The following is a 19422-nucleotide window of genomic DNA, read 5'->3' on the forward strand; positions in this document are numbered from 1 at the left end:
GGACGAAATGGGAACCATGACGATCCTGCGGTCGACGTATCCGCGGGTGACACGGCAGTTCAACAAGCCGGTGTCCACGTTGAGCCGGATCGGCGATCACACGCTGTTCTACCTCAGGGCACTGGCCGGGACGCCGCACGCGGCCATGCACTACCGCAAGGAACTTGTCCGGCTGATCGCCGAGATCTCAATGGGCGCAGGCACATTGGCCATGATCGGCGGCACAGTGGTGATCGTGGGGTTCCTGACCCTGGCCACCGGTGGTGTGCTCGCCATCCAGGGCTACTCGTCGCTGGGCAACATCGGTATCGAGGCGCTCACCGGATTCTTGTCCGCGTTCATCAACGTGCGCATCGCCGCGCCGGTGGTGGCCGGCATCGGTCTGGCCGCCACCTTCGGCGCCGGCGTGACCGCCCAGCTCGGAGCCATGCGGATCAACGAGGAGATCGATGCGCTGGAGGCCATGGCCATCCGGCCGGTCGAATACCTGGTGTCCACCCGCATCGTGGCCGGGATGATCGCCATCACGCCGTTGTACGCGATCGCGGTGATCTTGTCCTTCCTGGCCTCACAGTTCACCACCGTGGTGCTGCTGGGACAGTCCGGCGGGCTCTACGACCACTACTTCAACACCTTCCTCAATCCGATCGACCTGCTGTGGTCGTTCCTACAGGCGATCCTGATGGCCATCACCATCCTGCTGATCCACACCTACTTCGGTTACTTCGCCTCCGGCGGACCATCCGGGGTCGGGGTGGCAGTCGGCAACGCAGTACGTACTTCGCTGATCGTCGTGGTCTCGGTGACGCTCCTGGTGTCGCTGTCCGTCTACGGCTCCAACGGCAACTTCAACCTGTCGGGTTAGGGGAGAAGACTTGACACGCAACGTTGGTCCCGGTCCAGCGCACCGGTCCGAAACCACAAGCAGCGCCACGCCGGTGGCCGCACGCCCCGGGCGCAGCTTCGGTGCGCGGGGCTCCGCGAGACCGCTCGCCGGCCTGGCGACGGTGGTCGCGGTAGGCCTGATCGTGGGCCTGGCGATTCTGCTGTTCCGTGGCAGCTTCATCAAGACCGAACCGGTCACGCTGGTCTCGGACCGAGCCGGTCTGGTGATGAACCCGGACGCCAAGGTCAAGATGCGCGGTGTGCAGGTCGGCACCGTCAGCTCGATCGAGACCCGCCCCGACGGCAAGGCTGTGTTGCACCTGGCGATGAATCCGTCGCAACTGCGCCTGATCCCCGGCAACGTCCAAGCCGACATCGCCTCGACCACCGTGTTCGGCGCCAAGTACGTCCAGCTCGTCGCGCCGGACAACCCATCGACGGAAAGACTGCGCCCCGGGCAGATCCTGCAGGGCGACCATGTCACTGTCGAGATGAACACGGTCTTTCAACAACTCACCAATGTGCTCAACAAGATCGACCCGGCGAAACTCAACGAGACTCTCGGCGCATTGTCGTCGGCGTTCTCGGGTCGCGGCGAGGCGATGGGGCAGTCGCTGTCCGATTTCGATGCGGTGCTGAAGAAGATCGAGCCGAGCCTGCCCAATCTGACTGGCGACATCGAGGCCATGGCGGCCGTGTCGAAGGCCTACGGCGACGCGGCACCGGACCTGCTCAGGACTGTCGAGAACACCAACCGGATAAGCGACAGCCTCGTGGCCGAGCAGCAGAACCTCGACAACTTCCTCGTCAGCTCGATCGGTCTGGCCGACGCCGGCAACGACGTCATCGGAGGCAACCGGCAGGCGCTCAGCACCACGCTGAACCTGTTGGCGCCCACCACCGATCTGCTCAACGAGTACGCGCCCGGTCTCGAGTGCGGGCTGAAGGGCATGAATTACATGGCTCACACGCCGCCACAGCCAGAACCCGGTGTCGTGGTCAACGTGGCCTTCACGCTCGGTATCGAGCGTTACCGTTACCCGGAGAACCTGCCGAAGGTGGCAGCCAAGGGCGGTCCGCACTGCATGGGCCTGCCGTACATCGGATTCGGTAACAAGGCCAAGTATCTCGTCACCGACACCAACGCCAACCCGTGGAAGTACGGCAACCAGGGCATCCTGTTGAACTCGGACGGCCTCAAGCAGACGCTGTTCGGCCCGCTGGACGGCCCGCCACGTAACACCATGCAGATCGGACAACCGGGATGAAACGCGGCAGAAGCACATTCATCAAATTCGCGTCCTTCGCGGTGGTGATGGCCGTTCTCACCGCCTTCCTGTTCATGACGTTCTCGGAGTACCGCGGAGGTTCGTACTCGGGTTACTCGGCGCTCTTCGGTGACGCCTCACGGCTCGAGGCCGGAGATTCGGTACGGGTTGCCGGAGTCCGGGTGGGAACGGTGAAAAGCGTTTCGCTGCAACAGGACAAATCGGTGAAGGTCGACTTCGACACCGACCGCAATGTCGCACTGACCACCAGTACCAAGGTGGCGGTGCGCTATCTGAACCTGGTCGGGGACCGCTACCTGGAATTGATCGACAGCCCCGGCTCGACCAAGCTCCTGCCCGCGGGCTCACAGATCCCGAAAGAGCGCACCGCAAGTGCGCTCGACCTCGATCTGTTGCTCGGCGGCCTGCGCCCGGTGATCCAGGGGCTCAACCCCCAGGACGTCAACGCGCTGACGTCCTCGCTGATCCAGATCTTCCAAGGACAAGGCGACACCCTGGATTCGCTGCTGAGCAAGACTTCGTCGTTCTCGAATACGCTGGCCAACAACGACCAGGTCATCCAGCAGCTGATCGACAATCTGAACTCAGTGGTCGGAACCCTCGCCAAGGACGGCAAGAAATTCGACGGAACGGTCGACCGCCTCGAACAGTTGATCAGCGGTCTGTCGCAGGATCGTGACCCGCTGGGCACCGCAGTGACACAGCTGGACAACGGGACCGCCTCGCTGGCAAGCCTTCTCACCGAGGCGCGGCCGCCACTCAAGGGCACCGTCGATCAGATGAATCGACTGGCGCCGTTGCTCGATGATCACCAGATCGTCCTCGACCGTGGCCTGCAGAAGGCGCCCGACAACTACCGCAAGCTGGCCCGGCTGGGCTCCTACGGCAGCTGGATCATGTACTACATCTGCGGACTTGCCATCCGTGTCACCGATCTGCAGGGGCGCACTGCGCACTTCCCGATGATCAAACAAGAAGGCGGGAGGTGCGCGGAGCCCTGATGCTTAAGTACCGCGAATCAAATCTGATCAAGGCAGGTTTCATCGGCGTCGTGCTGATGATGCTCATCATCGCCGTGGGGCTTCAGCCCGAACGGTTGCAGCAGTGGGCGTCGTCAGTGCGTCATCAGGCACTGTTCAGCGAGGCCGGCGGCATCGCCACCGGTAACGACGTAACGTTGTCCGGAATCAAGATCGGTTCGGTCACCGAGGTGTCGCTGCAGAACGGCGACGCGTTGGTCACCTTCACCACCGAGGGCAAGTACCCGCTGGGGTCGCTGACCACTGCTCACATCCGCACCGGTTCACTTCTGGGTGAGCGGGTGCTGACGCTGGAGTCCGATGGCGCCGGCACGCTGCGCACCACCGACGTGATCCCGACCTCGCGCACGTCGTCTCCGTACTCGCTGACCGACGCGGTCAGCGACTTGACCACCAATTCGGCAGGCACCGATACGGCTTCGCTGAACCAGTCCCTGGACACGCTTTCGGCAACCATCGACCAGGTCGCACCGAAGCTCGGGCCGACATTCGACGGCCTGAGCCGGCTGTCGAAATCGATCAACGGACGCAATGAGAGTCTGGCCAGCCTGCTCAAGAGCGCCAGCGATGTGACGGTGGTGCTCTCGCAGCGCAGCGATCAGCTGAACACGTTGATTCTCAATGCCAATGATCTGCTCGGGGTTCTCAACGACCGGCGCCAGGCCATCGTCGATCTGCTGGCCAACACCGCGGCGGTCTCGCAGCAACTGAGTGGACTCGTCGCCGACAACGAGGCACAGTTGGCCCCGACACTCAAGAGGCTCAACTCGGTGACCGCGATGCTGGAGCGCAATCGCGACAACATCAGCAAGGCCCTGCCGAACTTGAACAAGTTCCAGTTGTCGCAGGCGGAAACCCTCGCGAACGGGGCGTACTACAACGCCTATGTCCCTAACTTGCAGCCCGCTCAGTTGTTGCAGCCGTTCTTCGACTACGCGTTCGGGTTCCGGCGCGGGACGAATGCCGGCCAGCCGCCGGACAACGCCGGTCCACGAGCCGAATTGCCCTTGCCCTACAACGGAATTCCCGGAGGTTCACGCTGATGAACCGCAGTCGTCTCGGTAAGTGGCTTGCGGTCGCGCTGGTGGCGCTGCTGGTCGTCGGCGCGGCAGTGCTGCTGCGTCAGACCTTTTTTGGACAGAAGACCATCTCCGCGTTGTTCACCTCTGCCACCGGCGTGTACCCGGGTGACGATGTTCGGGTGTCCGGGGTCAAGGTCGGCACGATCGAGTCGATCAAGCCGGAGGGCACCCAAACACGCGTGACGCTCAAGGTCGACCACAATGTGCCGATCCCGGCAGATGCGAAAGCAGTGATCGTGGCCCAGAACCTGATCGCCGCGCGTTATGTCCAACTGGCGCCCGCTTACCGGTCGAATGGTCCCACGCTGCCCGACAACTCGGAGATCGGCCTGGATCGCACCGCCGTCCCGGTGGAATGGGATCAGGTCAAGGAGCAGCTGATGCGGCTCTCCACCGACCTGGGACCGCAAAGCGGTGTCGACGGGACGTCCGTGTCCAGGTTCATCAACAGCACGGCCGACGCGATGGCAGGCAACGGCGACAAACTGCGCCAGACGATTTCGCAGCTGTCGGGCGTTGCCCGAGTCCTGGCCGAGGGCAGCGGCAACATCGTCGACATCATCAAGAACCTGCAGACGTTCGTCACCGCGTTGCGGGACAGCAACCAGCAGGTGGTGCAGTTCCAGAACCGGCTGGCGACCCTGACCAGCGTGGTCGATGGCAGCCGTTCGGACCTCGATGCGGCGCTGACGAACCTGTCGGTGGCGGTTGTCGACGTGCAGCGGTTCGTCGCGGGATCCCGCGATCAGACCTCGGAGCAGGTGCAGCGGCTGGCCAATGTCACCCAGAACCTGGTCGACAACAAGATGCACATCGAGCAACTGCTTCACGTCGCGCCGAACGCGTTCATGAACGGTTACAACATCTATAATCCCGACACCGGGAGCGCGGTCGGCCAGTTCGTGATGAACAACTTCTCGAACCCGGTTGAGTTCATCTGTGGCGCCATCGGTGCGGTCGAGAACACGACCGCTCCGGAGACCGCGAAACTGTGCTCGCAGTATCTCGGGCCCGCGCTGCGGCTGCTCAACTTCAACTACCTGCCGTTCCCAATCGACCCGTACCTGATGCCATCGGCCAGCCCAGAACAGATCGAGTACTCCGAGCCAGGCCTGGCACCTGGTGGCAATGGTGGGTCGCCCACTCCGCCCGAAATTCCGCCGTCGATCTCGGCCTACAATCCGGGACCCGAGCCCCCACCTCCGTTCACAGGCCGAGCTCCCGGCGTGCCGCCGCCAGGTGCTCAGCAGCTGTTGCCGGGTGGCGAGTTCTACCCGCCCAACATGCCGAACACCGTCTCGGACATGCTCAATCCGACGGGCGGGCAACCCGGTCCGGCACCAGGGCCCGCTCCGGGGCCTGCGCCAGGCCCGCTGGCCGCAGAAGCCCCGGCGCCTGAGGCGCCGGCACCAGCAGAAGGGACGCCACCAGCATGATCAGGGGTAAGCCGGTGCGACTGGCAATCGCCGTCGGATCCTGCGTTGCGCTGACAACCAGCGGGTGCGCCTTCCAAGGTGTCAACTCCCTGCCCCTTCCCGGGGCGGTGGGCCGGGGCGCGGACTCCAGCGTCTACCACGTCGAGATCGCGAACGTGGCAACGCTGGAACCGAATTCACCGGTGATGATGAATGACGTCGTCGTCGGAAGTGTCCGTAACCTTTCGGTGAAGGATTGGCACGCCGATGTCGAGTTCTCGGTCAAGCCGGATGTCGTGGTGCCGGCCAATGTGGTGGCCAGTGTTGGACAGACGAGCCTTCTGGGCTCCATGCATCTGGCGCTGAACCCACCCGCGGGCCAGGCTCCCGACGGAAAACTCCCGCCCGGAGCGACAATTCAGCTGAACAACTCGTCGACATACCCGACGACGGAGCAGACGCTGTCCTCGCTGGCCGCGGTCGTGAACGGCGGCGGTCTGGGACAAATGGGCGACATCATCCACAACTTCAGCGCCGCGATCAATGGCCGGGAAACTGATTTCCGTGATCTGCTCACCCGGCTGGATACGTTCGTGGGCGCTTTGGATGCCCAGCGCGACAACATCGTGGCGTCCATTCAGGGCCTGAACCAGCTGGCCTCCACCTTCGCCGGGCAACGCGATGTGATCACCCGTGCGCTGGAGAAGATTCCGCCTGCGCTTGACGTGTTGATCAAGGAACGGCCGAGATTCACCACCGCGCTGCAGAAGCTCGGTACCTTCAGCAGCACCGCCAACCAGTTCGTCAACGAGTCGCAGGCCGATCTGGTGAGGAACCTGAAGAACCTGGAACCCGCTCTGAAGGCTTTGGCGAACGTCGGGCCGGACCTTGATTCGGTGCTCGAATATGCACCGCATTTCCCGTTCACGCAGAGCTTCATGGACCGAGTCATCCGCGGCGATTACTACAACCTGTTCGCCTACTTCGACATGACCATTCCGCATTTGAAGCGCAGCCTGATGATGGGGACCCGTTGGGAGCAGGGAGACGCGCAAAACGTTCCGGTGCCTGGGGACCCGAGCTACCTGAACTACACCTACGACCCGCTCAAGACCGGGGTCGCGCCGCCGCCGCCGGACGGGTTGCCACCGGCGCCCGACGACTTGCCTCCGGCTCCGGACGGACCACCCCCGGCGGACCTTCCGGTTCCCACCTACGCGGGTCCGGTACTTCCGGTGGTGCCACCGGCGCCGATGACCATGCCCGGGGGAGCGCCGCAGCCTGTCGCGCCGTCGAGTTCGTCGACGTCGGTGTTCGCGGGACCTTATGCGCAGCAAGGCGGTTCGGCTCCTGCCGAACAGCCGGCCCCACCGGCACCGCCTACTCCACCGACGACAGGGAGTGGCGGGTAATGCTCACACGATTTATCCGGACCCAGCTGATTCTGTTCACCGTCGCCTCTGTCGTCGGTGTGGCCGTCATGCTGTTCGCGTATATGCAGGTGCCGACGCTGCTCGGTGTCGGCCGCATCACGGTCAAGTTGGAATTGCCGGCCACCGGCGGTCTCTACCAGTTCGGCAACGTCACGTATCGCGGATCGCAGATCGGCAAGGTCACCTCGGTGGAGCTGACCGACAAGGGGGCTGAGGCGACGCTGTCCCTGGACCGCTCGCCGAAGGTGCCCGCCGATCTGGCTGCCGAGGTCCGGAGCATGTCGGCGGTTGGTGAGCAATACGTGGAGTTGTTGCCGCACACCAACTCTGGGCCCTATCTGGACAACGGCTCGGTCATCGCGATGTCGAACACCAAGGTGCCGCAGCAGGTCGGCCCGATGCTGGACCAACTCGGTAAACTTGTGGACACCATCCCGAAGGACAAGCTGAGCCAGCTGCTGGACGAGTCGTACAACGCTTTCAACGGCACAGGCTACGACTTCGGTTCGCTGCTGGACTCGGCGTCGACGATCACCCGGGATTCCAACGCGGTGTCCGACCAGACGCGGGCGTTGATCGACGACTCAAAACCCTTCCTCGATGCGCAGGCGCAGACCACAGATTCCATCAGGACCTGGGCCGCCAGCATGGCCGGTATCACCGGGCAGGTCGCCGAGAACGATCCTGAGATCAGGTCGCTGCTGCGCAACGGACCGGGTTTCGCCCAGGAGACCACCAAGCTGCTCGAGCAGATCAAGCCGACGCTGCCGGTGTTGCTCGCGAATCTGTCCACGTTCGGCCAGATCGCGGTCACCTACAACCCGTCGATCGAGCAGTTGCTGGTGTTGTTGCCGCCGTACGTCGCTCAGCTGCAGACCTACGCGCACACCAATAACACCAGTGGGCTGCCGATGGCCGACTTCTCGCTGGGGCTGGGCGATCCGCCGACCTGTACGGTGGGCTTCCTCCCGCCGTCAGCCTGGCGCTCCCCGGCCGACACCACGGTGATCGACACCCCGGACGACATCTATTGCAAGTTGCCGCAGGATTCTCCGATCGGCGTTCGCGGGGCACGCAACTACCCGTGTATGGAGCATCCGGGCAAGCGGGCTCCGACGGTCAAATTGTGTAACGATCCCAACGGGTTCCAGCCGCTGGCGCAGCGTCAGCACGCGCTCGGGCCGTACCCGCTCGATCCGAACCTGATCGCCCAGGGTGTGCCCCCGGACACGCGGGTGCTGCCGGACGAGAAGATCTTCGGGCCGCTCGGAGGCACCCCGCTGCCGCCGGGCGTGACCGCTCCGCCACCGGGTGCGGCGCCTGAAGCCCCGCCGGCGCCGAGTTTCGCCGGAACGGGTCCGGGTCCGCTCCTGCCAGGGCAGCCGATGTACCTGGAGCCGCCGGTGCCCGGCGTGCCACCGCCTCCGGCAGGTGATCCTGCTGCGGTGCCGGTGCCCGCGAATGACCAGCCCCAAACGACCGAGCTTCCGCCCGTCCCGCATGGGCAAGGGGTATTTCCCGATGCGCCAGAGCTCCCCATGCCCACGCAACCTGGTGTGGCGCCCAGCGCGTTCAAGGGTGGTGCCGGAGGAAATGGGCCATCGGTCGCGATCGCCAAGTACAACCCGCGCACCGGGGAATACATGGGCAGTGACGGCAATCTGTACAAACAGACGGACCTGGTGTCCACGCCCAAGTCGTGGCAGGACCTGATGCCGACGTAGCGCGACGGCGCAAAGATCTGGCCCCGGGCAATTGCCCGGGGCCAGATCTTTTATCTGTGTTCGGTTTTCGCGCTTTGCTCGAGTGCCGCAGCGCGGCAGAGCCTAGGCGGGCCTCATGTAGAACGGCATACGGACGGTGGGCCACTGATTGCGCCCACACGATCCGCTGGGGCCCTTTGTCACGTCCTCGCCGGCGTACTCGGACGAAGCTTGGTCCACGTGCCCATCGAAGCCCACCGGGTAGAACTTGTACACCTGCATGCCCTCGACGGGAGTGCCGTCGGCACAGAAGCGCCAGTTGGGTACGACGCGCTTGATGTACCAGAGGCCGTTCGTTGTGTAGACCGGTGCGGACCAGCCCGCGTCGCTGTTCACTGTGCCGCTGCATTCTGTCGGCGAGATGCACTGGGTGGAGATGGTCCAGGTGCTGCGTGTCGAGGGTTGGTTCTCGTAGCGGTCGTTGACCTTGGCCCATTCACCATTGGAGGATGTGGCAAACGTGCCGTTGATACCCCACTGCTCGGCGGCGCCGGCGGGGGCGGCGCCGCTCAGGCCGACAACCGCCGCAGTAGCGATCGCCACCGCACCAGCGCTTACCCGGGAGACAGACATGAACGCTCCTTCTGGCCGACCTGACAGCCGGTAGCCATGTTCTCAGTTACGGAGAATATCACTATCAATGCCAGCGCCACGATGGATTTGGCCAGGCCAGCTCGTCACGGCGCCAGCCTGGGGACCTGCGGCGGATCGTTCGTAGTAATATTCTCCAAAACTGAGAGTTTAATTTCCAGCTATGCGAAAGTAGCAACGTGCGTGTGACGGTGATGGCGACCGCTTCAATGATTGTCGCCGGGTTGTTGGCTGCTCCGCAGGCGAATGCGGGACCGCAGACATGTAATGACGCGTTTTGTACGCCGGGTATCAACCCCAACGCGGTGCTCGGCGCTCCGTGTGACAACACCTCCTACTTCGTCTTCGGTGTCGATGCCCGTAACGGGTGGGGCCGCCTGTTGTTCTGCGGCTCGCCGCGGCGCTATGAGCCGCGTTGGTTCCGGTCGCCGCCCATGGTGGGTATCCGCGACGAGAACAGCTTGTGCATCAACGAACAGAACTCCGTGGCGCAGGCGCCGGACGGACTGTTCCTGAGTTGTGTGCCGATGAACGGTGAGACGCGCTGGCTCCGCGGCGACGCCTGACCTGAACGTTCGAACAATGCCTGAGGGCGACGCGAACCGCGTCGCCCTCAGGCATTTTGACGTTGAGTGGTGAACCGAGGGCTACCAGTTCCGGATGGAACACAGCGCACCCTTGGGGCCGCTGTTGGTTCTGACCACCACACCGTCGACCGCCAACTTGCAATTGAATCCGGGTGTCGGCAAGTTCGGCGACTCACCGCTCTGCACCAGGACCATGGCCCACAAGTTCGGATCGGCGAGCATGGCGTCGAATACCCACGGCTTGTCCGGCGCGATGTCCACATCCGCCCTCGGGCTGAACTCGTACGGATTGTGGCTGTAGTCGGAGAACATCACGGGCTCGCTGTCGCGGTAGTAGATGTGAGCCCAGTACGGAGCGTCAGCGGTCACGGTGTACTGCACATGATGCAGCGGCGGCCCTGGGGGCGGGTCGTCGGCGAATGCCGGTGCGGCGGTGGCGATTGTGCCAGCCGCCAGCACGGTGACCGTTGCAGTGGTCAGGACTCGGCCCGTCGGGTAGCGCATCGATCACATCCTCGTCAAGGTGAACGGGTAGGTGAAGGAGCCGCCGGGGGCGCCGTCGCAGCCGGCGTCGAACGACGAGACCATCTCGCCCGCGAGCGTGTTCGCGTCCCAAGTGTAGACGTCGTGGGTCGGGATGGTGGGTCCGTAATAGATGTCCCCGCACCGCAGGCCGTAGAACTCATCGATGGTCAAGGTGTAACGACCGTCGACCAACCGAGCATCGCCACGGTTAGAGACCGCCTTGGCGACCGGCTGCGGGATGGTCATGATGGTGATGCAGTCATGCTGGAAGTTGTCGGTGCCGGGATCGTGGCAGGGCGTGATCGCCGACCAGATCCAGGTGTGGAAGTCCCTGCGGTCCGGCATGTTGAGGCTGTAGTTGCCGAAATACATGGCTTGCGACGGCGGTGCCATGGCGATTGCCGTCCCCAATCCGAGCGCGGCACTCATCGCCACACGGATCAAGCTGGACTTCACAGGCACACCTCCACGGATCGGCACTGGTCGGCTGACTATAGAACGAGATCACGCCTCACCGTGCCGAAACCGGAATCTCGTCTTCGCCAGTGAGATTGTCATTCTCGCATTCGGAGAATAGCAAATACGGCGGAGACGAGATTCGCGGATTCGTGAGTCGGGGCCCGGTATGTCAGCGCACGGGCTTGAACGTGATGTGCAGATCTGTCAGGCCGCGCAGGATGAAGGTCGGCTCGTAGTTGTAGCGACGGTCGTCTGCCGGGCCGTGGAACTCCTCGTCGATGCCGATATCTGCCATCCGGTCGAGGATGCGCTCCAACGACACCCGGCCCTCGACGCGGGCCAGCGGGCCGCCGGGGCAGCTGTGCACGCCACGGCCGAACGCGATGTGTTCGCGGACATTCTTGCGATCGAGGCTGAAGGTGTGTGGATCCTCGAATCGGACCGGGTCGCGGTTCACCGCACCGGGGCACACCATCAGCGTGGTGCCGGCCGGTACGTCGATGTCACCCAGCTTGGTGTCCTTCTTGGCCAGCCGGAACTGGCTCTTGACGGGGGCGTCCATCCGCAGGGCTTCCTCGACGAAGGTCGGGATGCGGCTGCGGTCGTCGCGCAGGGCCTGTTGGATGTCCGGACGGTCGCCGAGTACCCGCAGCGAGGCCGAGAGCAGCTTTGTGGTGGTCTCCTGGCCGGCGGCGAAGAGGAACGTCGCGGAGCGAACGACCTCGATGATGGGTGGCACGGAACCGTCGGGGTAGTTCGCCGTGGCGAGTGCCGTCAGCACGTCGTCCCGCGGTTCCTTACGGCGGTCTTCGAGGTAACGGCTGAACTTGTCGTCGAGCCATTCCAATGGATTGCTCGAAACGAGGTCGCCATCGAGCGAGCCGACCTGGGCGCCGGGTCGTGGCGCGCCCAATACCGTGCGGAACTCTTCGTGGTCTTCTTCCGGTACGCCCAGCATGTCGGCGATCACCAACAGTGAGAACGGCTTCGCGTAGGCGCTGAGGAACTCACATTTGCCGTCGGCGATGAAGTCATCGAGGCACTGGTCGGCCAGCCGCCACATGAAGTCCTCGTTCTCCTTCAACCGCCGCGGTGTCAGCAGCCGATTGAGCAGGGAACGGGCGTTGGTGTGATCGGGTGGGTCCATGGTGACCATGTGCTCGAACATCGGCATCTGCGGGCGGTGGGCCGCAATCTGCTCGGTGATGTCCGAGCCTTCGGGGGTGAACGGCAGCGGCGGGAACGGGCCCGCAACCGCGATGCAGGACGAGAAGAGGTCGGTGTCCTTGAGGACCGTGGTGGCCTCCTCGAACCCCGTGATCGCCAGGACGCCGTAATTCGGTTCCTTCACAACCGGGCACTTGCTGCGCAGGTGGTCGAAGTACGGGTGCGGGTCGGGGACCAGCGACGGGTCGGTGAAGTAGTCGACAGTGTCGTAGTCGGTCGTGCTGGAATCGGTCATCGTGTGCACTGCCTCTCGAAATCGATATGCGCTGCGGTGGTTTCGCGACGGGCTGCACCGCGCGAAGGATTTTCGAAATTGCTGAGCACCTGCTTAGCATGGCGGTAGAGTCGTGGTCAAGATCACCTGGCCGGGGGAAAGTTACGATCACCCGGACGTTGTGCTGGACAGGCCGTGAGGAGGACCGGGTATGGCATCCGCGCGCAGGATCGGGGCACCCGACGCGAAGAACCGGATCGTGCTGCTCGACGCTGCCGAGTCGCTGATGATCGAGGAGGGCTACGTCGCGGTCACCTCGCGCAGGGTGGCCGAGCGGGCCGGGCTCAAGCCCCAGCTGGTGCACTACTACTTCCGCACCATGGACGACCTGTTCCTGGCGGTGTTCGCGCGGCGGGCCGAGGAGGGCCTGGCAATCCAGGCCGAGGCGCTGAACTCGCCGCAGCCGCTGTGGGCGCTCTGGCGGTTGGGTATCGATCCCAGCGCGACCCGGCTGACCATGGAGATCATGGGGCTGGCCAACCACCGCAAGGCCCTGCGGGCCGAGATCGGCCGATATGCCGAACTGTTCCGCGACGCGCAGACGAAGGCCATCACCGCGGCGCTGGACAAATACGGCATCGACGTCTCGGAGGTGCCGCCAGTCGTCTGGACCTTCATGGCGGCCAGCGTGTCGCGGGTGATGGTCATGGAGCAGGCGCTCGGCATGTCGTCGGGGCACGCCGAGGTGCTGGAGTTCTGCGAAGGCTGGCTGCGCCACCTGGAAGGTGAACCGCAGCCCCTGGAGTTGCCGGCCTGAGATCACCGCTCCGGCCGGTATCCCGGAAGTGACCGCGATGGAAACCGCATTTCCATATTGTAGAACCAGGTTTCCGCCTACGCGAGGATGCGGCGGAGTTTGTCTACGCGACCAGACGCAGAATCGCGAGGAATGGGCTGAAATCCTGCGATTCTGTGTCTGGTCGTCGAGGAACTAGAGCGAGAGAATGGTGGCCGAGGCCGTGCCCGGCGCGCCGTACACCTGGGCCAGGCCGACGCGCGGGTTGCCCGGCACCTGGCGCTCGCCCGCCTCGCCACGGAGCTGACGTACCAGTTCGTGCATCTGGCGAAGCCCTGAGGCGCCGATCGGCTCGCCGTTGGCGATCAGGCCACCGTCGGTGTTGACCGGAATCGATCCGCCGATCTCGGTGGCACCGTCGGCCAGCAGCTTCTCCTGCTCACCATCGGCACACAACCCGGTCTCGGCCATATGGATCACCTCGGCACCGGCATCGGTGTCCTGCAGCTGGGCGATGTCCACATCCTCGGGCCCGATGCCAGCGGCCTCATAGGCTGCTTTGGCCGCGAAGACTGTCGGTGACGGGTCCTCATCGAGGGGCGCCGACGTGCCGTGCACCTCGTACGCGCCGAACGTGCGCGTCCGGATCTCGCTGGCCCGCACATACACCGGCTTGTCGGTGTACTTGTGCGCGATGTCGGCGCGGCACATGATCACCGCGGCGGCCCCTTCGTCGGGGGCGCAGAACATGTACTGCCGCAACGGATAGTTCAGGACCGGCGAGGCCATGATCTCCTCGACCGAGATCTCCTTGCGCCGGAAGGCATTCGGGTTCTTCTCGCCATTGCGGAAGTTCTTGTTGGCCACCCGCGCCAGCGTCTCCTCGGAGATGTTGTGCTTGTGGATGTAGTGGTTGGCCTTCATTCCGAAGAACTTGGTGGTGACGAACTGGCCGTTTTCGGCGTACCACTGTGGCAGCGCGAGTTTGGCGGGATCATCGGTGAACGCGCCGCGCGGGTGCTTGTCCAGACCGATCGCGATGCCGACGTCGTACTTGCCCAGCCGGATGGTGTCAGCGGTCTGCTGGATCGCGCTGGCCGCGGTGGCGCAGGCGTTGAACACGTTGGTGAACGTGATGCCGGTGAGTCCGACGAGGCGGGTCACTGCATCGGGATTCGACACTTCATAGCTGCCGCCGAAGCCGAACTGGATGTCTTTCCATTGCAGGCCGGCATCCTCGAGCGCGAGTTGAATTGCCTCGGCACCCATCTGCATCGCGGTCTTGTCGAACCGGCCGAACGGGTGCAGGCCGACGCCGATGATCGCTACGTCATTGCTCATGTTGCGCGGCCTTTCTAGATGGGCTGGAAGGCGAAGGTGACAACTTCGTTGCCTTCTTCGTCGGTGGTGAAGGGGATCATGGTGAGTTCGACGTCCATGCCGAATTGCAGTTTGGCTGGGTCGTTTTCGGTGAGGCGGCCCTCGACGCGCAGGACGGGGCCGGTGTCGTCGGCGAGTTCGACGAGGCCGACGCCGAAGGGGGTGAAGTCTTTTCCGGTGGGTCCCTTGTAGGGGGCTCCGGGCGGGAAGCCCTGGGTGGTCCAGGCGATGACGGTGCCGCGGCGGGGCAAGCGGACCTCTTCGGTGCTACCGCCAGAACATTTGGGGCAGCGGGACTGGGCGGGAAACACGGTGGCCGTGCAGTCAGTGCAACGGCTGCCGATCAGCTGGGGTTCGGCGTCGGGCCACGTCGAAATCTCGGGCGCCAGAGCAATCTGTGTTGACACGTCGCTGACGATAACTGGAAATGCAATTCTCGTCTAGTGAGAACCGACTGGCGTTAGGCTCTCGAACGCAGTTGAGGCCATACGGAGGGAGGCAGGCCAGTGAGCGAGGTCCTACCGGGCGAGGTCCGCCAGATCGGATACGTGGTGACCGATCTGGACGACGCGATAGCGGGCTGGTTGAAGATGGGCGTCGGTCCGTGGTTCGTCATCCGCGATCTGCCGCAACGGGTGACCTACCGGGGCGCGCCATGCGAGGTGAAGCTCTCGATGGCGCTCTCCAACAGCGGCGATCTCCAGGTTGAGCTGATCCAACAACTCGATGACACGCCCAGCATCTTCACCGAATTTCTGGGCGGCACCGCCGGCGCCGGCGGCGGCTTTCACCAACTTGCTTACTGGACAGACGATTTCGATGCGGCGATGGACAAGCTACGCGAGGCCGGCTGGCCGGAGGTGTGGTCGGGCGGGGAAGGTGAGGGCGTTCGATTCGCCTACTTCGAGCCGCCGACGGGCGCCACGATCGTCGAGGTCATGGAATTGACCGAGGCCTCCGCGGGCATGGCCGGCTATGTCCGGGCCCAGGCCGCCGGCTGGGACGGCAGTGATCCGATCCGGGAGTTGGGTGGCTGACCGCCCGGGCGATCTCCCTGCGCCGAAACAGCATTCCAGCAGGCCGGTACTCGAACTTTTCCTGACGGAATACCGTTTCGGCGCGGTGGCGGGCCGACGCGGCGCATCTACTTGGCTTTGTTCATCACCTTCTCGGCTGCGGCCCAGTGCTCGTCGGAGCACCAGAGCCGGGCGAATGCCGAAACGGCCTCGGTGGTGGACACCCCGTTGATGACCCGCTTCACCTCACCGGCCTGACGCCGGGCCAGCAGCTGCGCCGTCGACCGCCATGCCTCGGCGAACTCGGCGCGGGGGACCACCTGGTCGATCAGGCCGACCTGCTCGGCCTCACGGGCGCCGAGGATGCGACCGGTTCCGGCCAGGAGTAGTGCCCGGCTGCGCCCAACCAGTGTTGCGAGCCGTTCGGCCCCACCCCAGGCGGGCATGATCGCCAGCGCGACCTGGTTGAAGCCGATCCTGATGTCGTCAGCGGCAATTCGGATGTCCGCGGCCACTGCGACCTCGGCTCCGCCACCCAGGGCGTGACCGTTCAACGCGGCGATCACAGGTCCGTCGAAACCTGCGATGCGGTCGCAGATCGTGCGCATCCGCCAGGCCATCTCGGAAGCCTCGAGTTCGGTGCGCAGGGCTGCCAGTTCCTTGAGGTCGCCCCCGGAGACGAAGGCACGGTCGCCGCCGCCGGTGATCGCCAGGGCACGCGCGCCGGCCGCGCCGTCGAGCGCCTTGTTCAGCGCATCCATGGTGTCCAGCGAGATGGCATTGCGTGCCTGAGGCCTGTCGATCGTGATGACCGCCAGTTCGCCGTCGATTTCGAGGTCGACCATCAAACGTTCTCCAGTTCCGGGATTGGCATTCTCGTCTGATGAGAATAACATCACCGATGTGCGCGACATCCCCGTTGAGCTGACCAAACGGTACGTCGAAGAAGGCTGGTGGCGACCCGAAACCCTGGGGCAGATGCTGGCCGATGGGCTGGCAGCCAGTCCCGATGCCACGTTCTGTGTGCACTCCGCGACGCGTCCGTACCAGGGCACGTTCGGCGACGTCGAGCACGCCGCTCGGCGCCTGGCCGCGGGTCTTCGGGACCGCGGCGTCGGGCCCGGTGATGTCGTGGCCTTGCAGTTACCGAACTGGATGGAGGCCGCCGTCGCGTTCTGGGCATCGGCCTTCCTCGGTGCCGTGACCGTTCCGATCGTGCACTTCTACGGGCGCAAGGAACTCGGCCACATCATGGCCACCGCGCAACCGAAGGTGTTCATCACCACCGAGCAATTCGGCCGGATGAAGTTCCAGCCGGACTTGTGCGCCGACGTGCCGATCGTCGGCCTCGTGGGGCAGGACTCGTACACCGATCTCCTCGCCGATGGACCGATGAGTGGCACCCTGACCACGGATCCGGCGTCGCCGGCCCTGATCGCCTTCACCTCCGGAACCACCCGCGATCCCAAAGGCGTCATCCACAGTCACCAGACGCTGGGCTTCGAAACCCGTCAGTTGCTCGAGAACTATCCGCCGGACCGGGGACGTCAACTGACCGCGACACCCGTCGGGCACTTCATCGGCATGGTCGGCGCCTTCCTGATCCCCGTGCTGGAGGGCGCCCCGATCGACCTGTGCGACGTATGGGACCCGGGCAAGGTCCTGGAGCTGATCGAGCGGGACGAATTGTCGATCGGTGGCGGTCCGCCGTACTTCGTCACCAGCCTGATGGATCACCCGAACTTCAACGAACGTCATCTGGCCCGGTTCACCACCGTCGGCCTTGGCGGCTCGACGGTGCCCGCGGCTGTCACCCGGCGGTTGGCCGATCTGGGCCTTTTCGTCTTCCGTTCCTATGGCAGCACCGAGCATCCGTCGATCACCGGATCGGGGGCGTCGGCGCCAGAGGCCAAGCGGTTGTACACCGACGGCAATGCGCGTCCCGGCGTGGAGATCCGCCTCGGTCCGGACGGTGAGATCTTCAGCCGCGGACCCGATCTGTGCCTGGGCTATACCGACGATGCCCTCACCGCAAAGCATTTCGACGCCGACGGCTGGTATCGCACGGGTGACATCGGCGTGCTGGACGACGACGGCTATCTGACCATCACCGACCGCACCACCGATCTCATCATCCGCGGCGGTGAGAACATCAGCGCGCTGGAGGTGGAGGAGGTGCTGCTCGGCCTGCCGGACGTGATCGAGGCGATCGTGGTGGCGGCGCCGGACGCACGACTGGGAGAGCGGGTGGCCGCGGTTCTGCGGGTGCGCGACGGCGGCACCATGCCGACCCTCGATGAGGTGCGAGCCCATTTCGAGGCCGGCGGAGTGGCCCGGCAGAAGTGGCCGGAAGAGCTACATCAGGCCGACGACTTTCCCCGCACGGCCAGCGGGAAGGTGCAGAAGTACGTCATCCGTCAGGAGATTGCTGCAATCACCCGCTGAGCAGCCCTTCGGGCAGGCGGGGCATTGCGGCCAACATCAAGTGAGAATATGATTCTCTCGAATTGCAAAGGAGTTTTCCATGGGACAACTGTCGCATAGGGTCGACATTCCGTTTCCGCTGTTCGATGCGGACAATCACCTCTACGAGCCACCCGAGGCGCTGACGACGCACCTCCCCAGGGAGTACAAGGACATCGTCCAGTACGTCGAGATCAACGGCCGGACCAAGATCGCGATCAAGGGCCAGATCAGCAACTACATCCCGAACCCCACGTTCTCGCATGTCGCCAAGCCCGGTGCGTGGGAGGAGTACTTCAAGTTCGGCAACCCCGACGGAAAGAGCAAGCGCGAGCTCTTCGGCGAGCCGATGAAGTCCATCCCGGCCTTCTTCGAGCCGGCTCCGCGCCTGGAGCTGATGGATGAGCTGGGCCTCGACCGCAGCCTGATGTTCCCGACACTGGCCAGCCTGATCGAGGAGCGGCTCCGCGACGACCCGGTCGCCATCCACGTCATCATCCACTCGCTGAACCAGTGGCTGGACGAGGTGTGGGGCTTCAACTACAAGAACCGCATCTTCACCACCCCGGTGATCACCCTGCCGCTCGTCGACAAGGCCATCGAGGAACTGGAATGGGCGGTCAAGCGCGGTGCCCGGGCCATCCTGGTCCGTCCGGCGCCGGTGCCCGGATTCCGCGGCCCGCGCTCGTTCGCACTGCCGGAGTTTGATCCGTTCTGGCAGAAGTGCGTCGAGTACGACGTCTTCGTCGGCATGCACTCCTCCGACAGCGGCTACTCCCGCTACACCTCGGAGTGGGACGGCGCGGCGCAGGAGATGCTGCCGTTCCAGACCAACGCGATGTCGATCCTCAACGAGTGGCGCCCGATCCAGGATGCCGTGGCCTCGTGGGTGATTCACGGCGCGCTGTTCCGGTTCCCGACGCTCAAGGTCGGCATCGTCGAGGCCGGATCGAAGTGGATGTTCCCGCTGCTCGATTCGATGGCCGAGGTCTACAAGAAGGCCCCCGAGGCGTTCCCGGGTAATCCGATGGAGGAGATCAAGAACCGCATCTACGTCAGCCCGTTCTACGAAGAGGGCATCGACGAGCTGATCAACCTGATCGGCGTGGACCAGGTGCTCTACGGTTCCGACTGGCCGCACCCGGAGGGCCTGGCCGAGCCGACCCACTACGTGACCGCGCTCGAGCACCTCGCCGTCGAGGATCAGGCGAAGATCATGGGCGGCAACCTGAGTCGACTGGTCACCGTCTAAAGGGG

General features: G+C 64.3%; 19 protein-coding genes. 12 read left to right on the plus strand and 7 right to left on the minus strand.

The genetic code is table 11. The features are described 5' to 3' along the window. Nucleotides 1–7: 7 nt before the first annotated feature. From H977_RS0122780 to H977_RS0122810, 7 genes are read left to right on the plus strand one after another with little or no spacing between them, the layout of a single operon-like run. Nucleotides 8–865 (plus strand): MlaE family ABC transporter permease, encoded by an 858-nt coding sequence (locus tag H977_RS0122780; protein WP_029110034.1) that lies wholly within the window; start codon nt 8–10, stop codon nt 863–865. A gap of 10 nt (nt 866–875) precedes the next feature. Then, complete coding sequence (locus H977_RS0122785; RefSeq protein WP_029110035.1) at nt 876–2153, plus strand: MCE family protein; 1278 nt, start codon at nt 876–878, stop codon at nt 2151–2153. Beyond that, nucleotides 2150–3175 carry an MCE family protein gene (locus tag H977_RS0122790; protein ID WP_029110036.1) on the plus strand — a complete coding sequence of 342 codons (1026 nt, stop codon included), beginning with the start codon at nt 2150–2152 and terminating at the stop codon, nt 3173–3175. Before H977_RS0122785 ends, H977_RS0122790 begins: the two co-directional genes overlap by 4 nt. After that, entirely contained in the window at nt 3175–4257 is a 1083-nt protein-coding gene (locus H977_RS0122795; RefSeq protein WP_029110037.1) for an MCE family protein, read from the plus strand. The genes H977_RS0122790 and H977_RS0122795 overlap by 1 nt, the downstream gene beginning before the upstream one ends. Continuing rightward, on the plus strand, nt 4257–5732 hold the full coding sequence (locus tag H977_RS0122800; protein WP_029110038.1) for an MCE family protein: 1476 nt from the start codon (nt 4257–4259) through the stop codon (nt 5730–5732). The genes H977_RS0122795 and H977_RS0122800 overlap by 1 nt, the downstream gene beginning before the upstream one ends. After that, nucleotides 5729–7123, plus strand: a complete 1395-nt coding sequence (locus tag H977_RS0122805; protein WP_029110039.1) for an MCE family protein — start codon at nt 5729–5731, stop codon at nt 7121–7123. Before H977_RS0122800 ends, H977_RS0122805 begins: the two co-directional genes overlap by 4 nt. Next, the gene (locus tag H977_RS0122810; protein WP_029110040.1) at nt 7123–8868 is read left to right on the plus strand and encodes an MCE family protein; all 1746 of its coding nucleotides are present in this window, start codon (nt 7123–7125) and stop codon (nt 8866–8868) included. The genes H977_RS0122805 and H977_RS0122810 overlap by 1 nt, the downstream gene beginning before the upstream one ends. Before the next feature lie 102 nt (nt 8869–8970). Here the strand turns inward: H977_RS0122810 and H977_RS0122815 are convergent, their stop codons facing one another. Next, nucleotides 8971–9480 carry an Rv2253/PknI dimerization domain-containing protein gene (locus H977_RS0122815; protein WP_036476820.1) on the minus strand — a complete coding sequence of 170 codons (510 nt, stop codon included), beginning with the start codon at nt 9478–9480 and terminating at the stop codon, nt 8971–8973. Between the two features lie 212 nt (nt 9481–9692). Here H977_RS0122815 and H977_RS0122820 point away from each other — a divergent pair, with 212 nt between their 5' ends. Beyond that, entirely contained in the window at nt 9693–10064 is a 372-nt protein-coding gene (locus tag H977_RS0122820) for a hypothetical protein (RefSeq protein WP_036476895.1), read from the plus strand. An 81-nt stretch (nt 10065–10145) separates the two neighbouring features. On the opposite strand, the gene H977_RS0122825 is transcribed toward H977_RS0122820, so the two are convergent. From H977_RS0122825 to H977_RS0122835, 3 genes are all read right to left on the minus strand, one after another. Then, entirely contained in the window at nt 10146–10589 is a 444-nt protein-coding gene (locus H977_RS0122825; RefSeq protein ID WP_051289009.1) for an Rv2576c family protein, read from the minus strand. Between the two features lie 3 nt (nt 10590–10592). Beyond that, nucleotides 10593–11066 (minus strand): hypothetical protein, encoded by a 474-nt coding sequence (locus H977_RS0122830; RefSeq protein WP_029110044.1) that lies wholly within the window; start codon nt 11064–11066, stop codon nt 10593–10595. A gap of 172 nt (nt 11067–11238) precedes the next feature. After that, entirely contained in the window at nt 11239–12531 is a 1293-nt protein-coding gene (locus H977_RS0122835; RefSeq protein WP_029110045.1) for a cytochrome P450, read from the minus strand. A 190-nt stretch (nt 12532–12721) separates the two neighbouring features. Here H977_RS0122835 and H977_RS0122840 point away from each other — a divergent pair, with 190 nt between their 5' ends. Continuing rightward, nucleotides 12722–13327: a TetR/AcrR family transcriptional regulator gene (locus tag H977_RS0122840; RefSeq protein WP_029110046.1), complete on the plus strand. Its 606-nt coding sequence runs from the start codon at nt 12722–12724 to the stop codon at nt 13325–13327. Between the two features lie 174 nt (nt 13328–13501). Here the strand turns inward: H977_RS0122840 and H977_RS0122845 are convergent, their stop codons facing one another. Continuing rightward, nucleotides 13502–14647, minus strand: coding sequence for a thiolase family protein (locus H977_RS0122845; protein ID WP_029110047.1), 1146 nt, complete (start codon nt 14645–14647; stop codon nt 13502–13504). Between the two features lie 14 nt (nt 14648–14661). After that, entirely contained in the window at nt 14662–15093 is a 432-nt protein-coding gene (locus H977_RS0122850; protein ID WP_155946779.1) for an OB-fold domain-containing protein, read from the minus strand. A gap of 99 nt (nt 15094–15192) precedes the next feature. Between H977_RS0122850 and H977_RS0122855 the strand changes: the two genes are divergently transcribed. Continuing rightward, entirely contained in the window at nt 15193–15723 is a 531-nt protein-coding gene (locus tag H977_RS0122855; protein WP_029110049.1) for a VOC family protein, read from the plus strand. A gap of 107 nt (nt 15724–15830) precedes the next feature. On the opposite strand, the gene H977_RS0122860 is transcribed toward H977_RS0122855, so the two are convergent. Next, a complete protein-coding gene (locus H977_RS0122860; protein ID WP_029110050.1) occupies nt 15831–16547 on the minus strand; it encodes an enoyl-CoA hydratase/isomerase family protein in 717 nt (238 codons plus the stop codon). A 58-nt stretch (nt 16548–16605) separates the two neighbouring features. On the opposite strand from H977_RS0122860, the gene H977_RS0122865 reads away from it, so the two are divergent. Next, a complete protein-coding gene (locus H977_RS0122865) occupies nt 16606–18147 on the plus strand; it encodes an AMP-binding protein (RefSeq protein ID WP_029110051.1) in 1542 nt (513 codons plus the stop codon). 79 nt (nt 18148–18226) lie between these two features. After that, on the plus strand, nt 18227–19417 hold the full coding sequence (locus tag H977_RS0122870) for an amidohydrolase family protein (protein WP_029110052.1): 1191 nt from the start codon (nt 18227–18229) through the stop codon (nt 19415–19417). The last annotated feature ends 5 nt before the right edge of the window (nt 19418–19422 follow it).

The sequence above is a fragment of the Mycobacterium sp. URHD0025 genome, from assembly GCF_000426065.1.
GTDB lineage: Bacteria > Actinomycetota > Actinomycetes > Mycobacteriales > Mycobacteriaceae > Mycobacterium.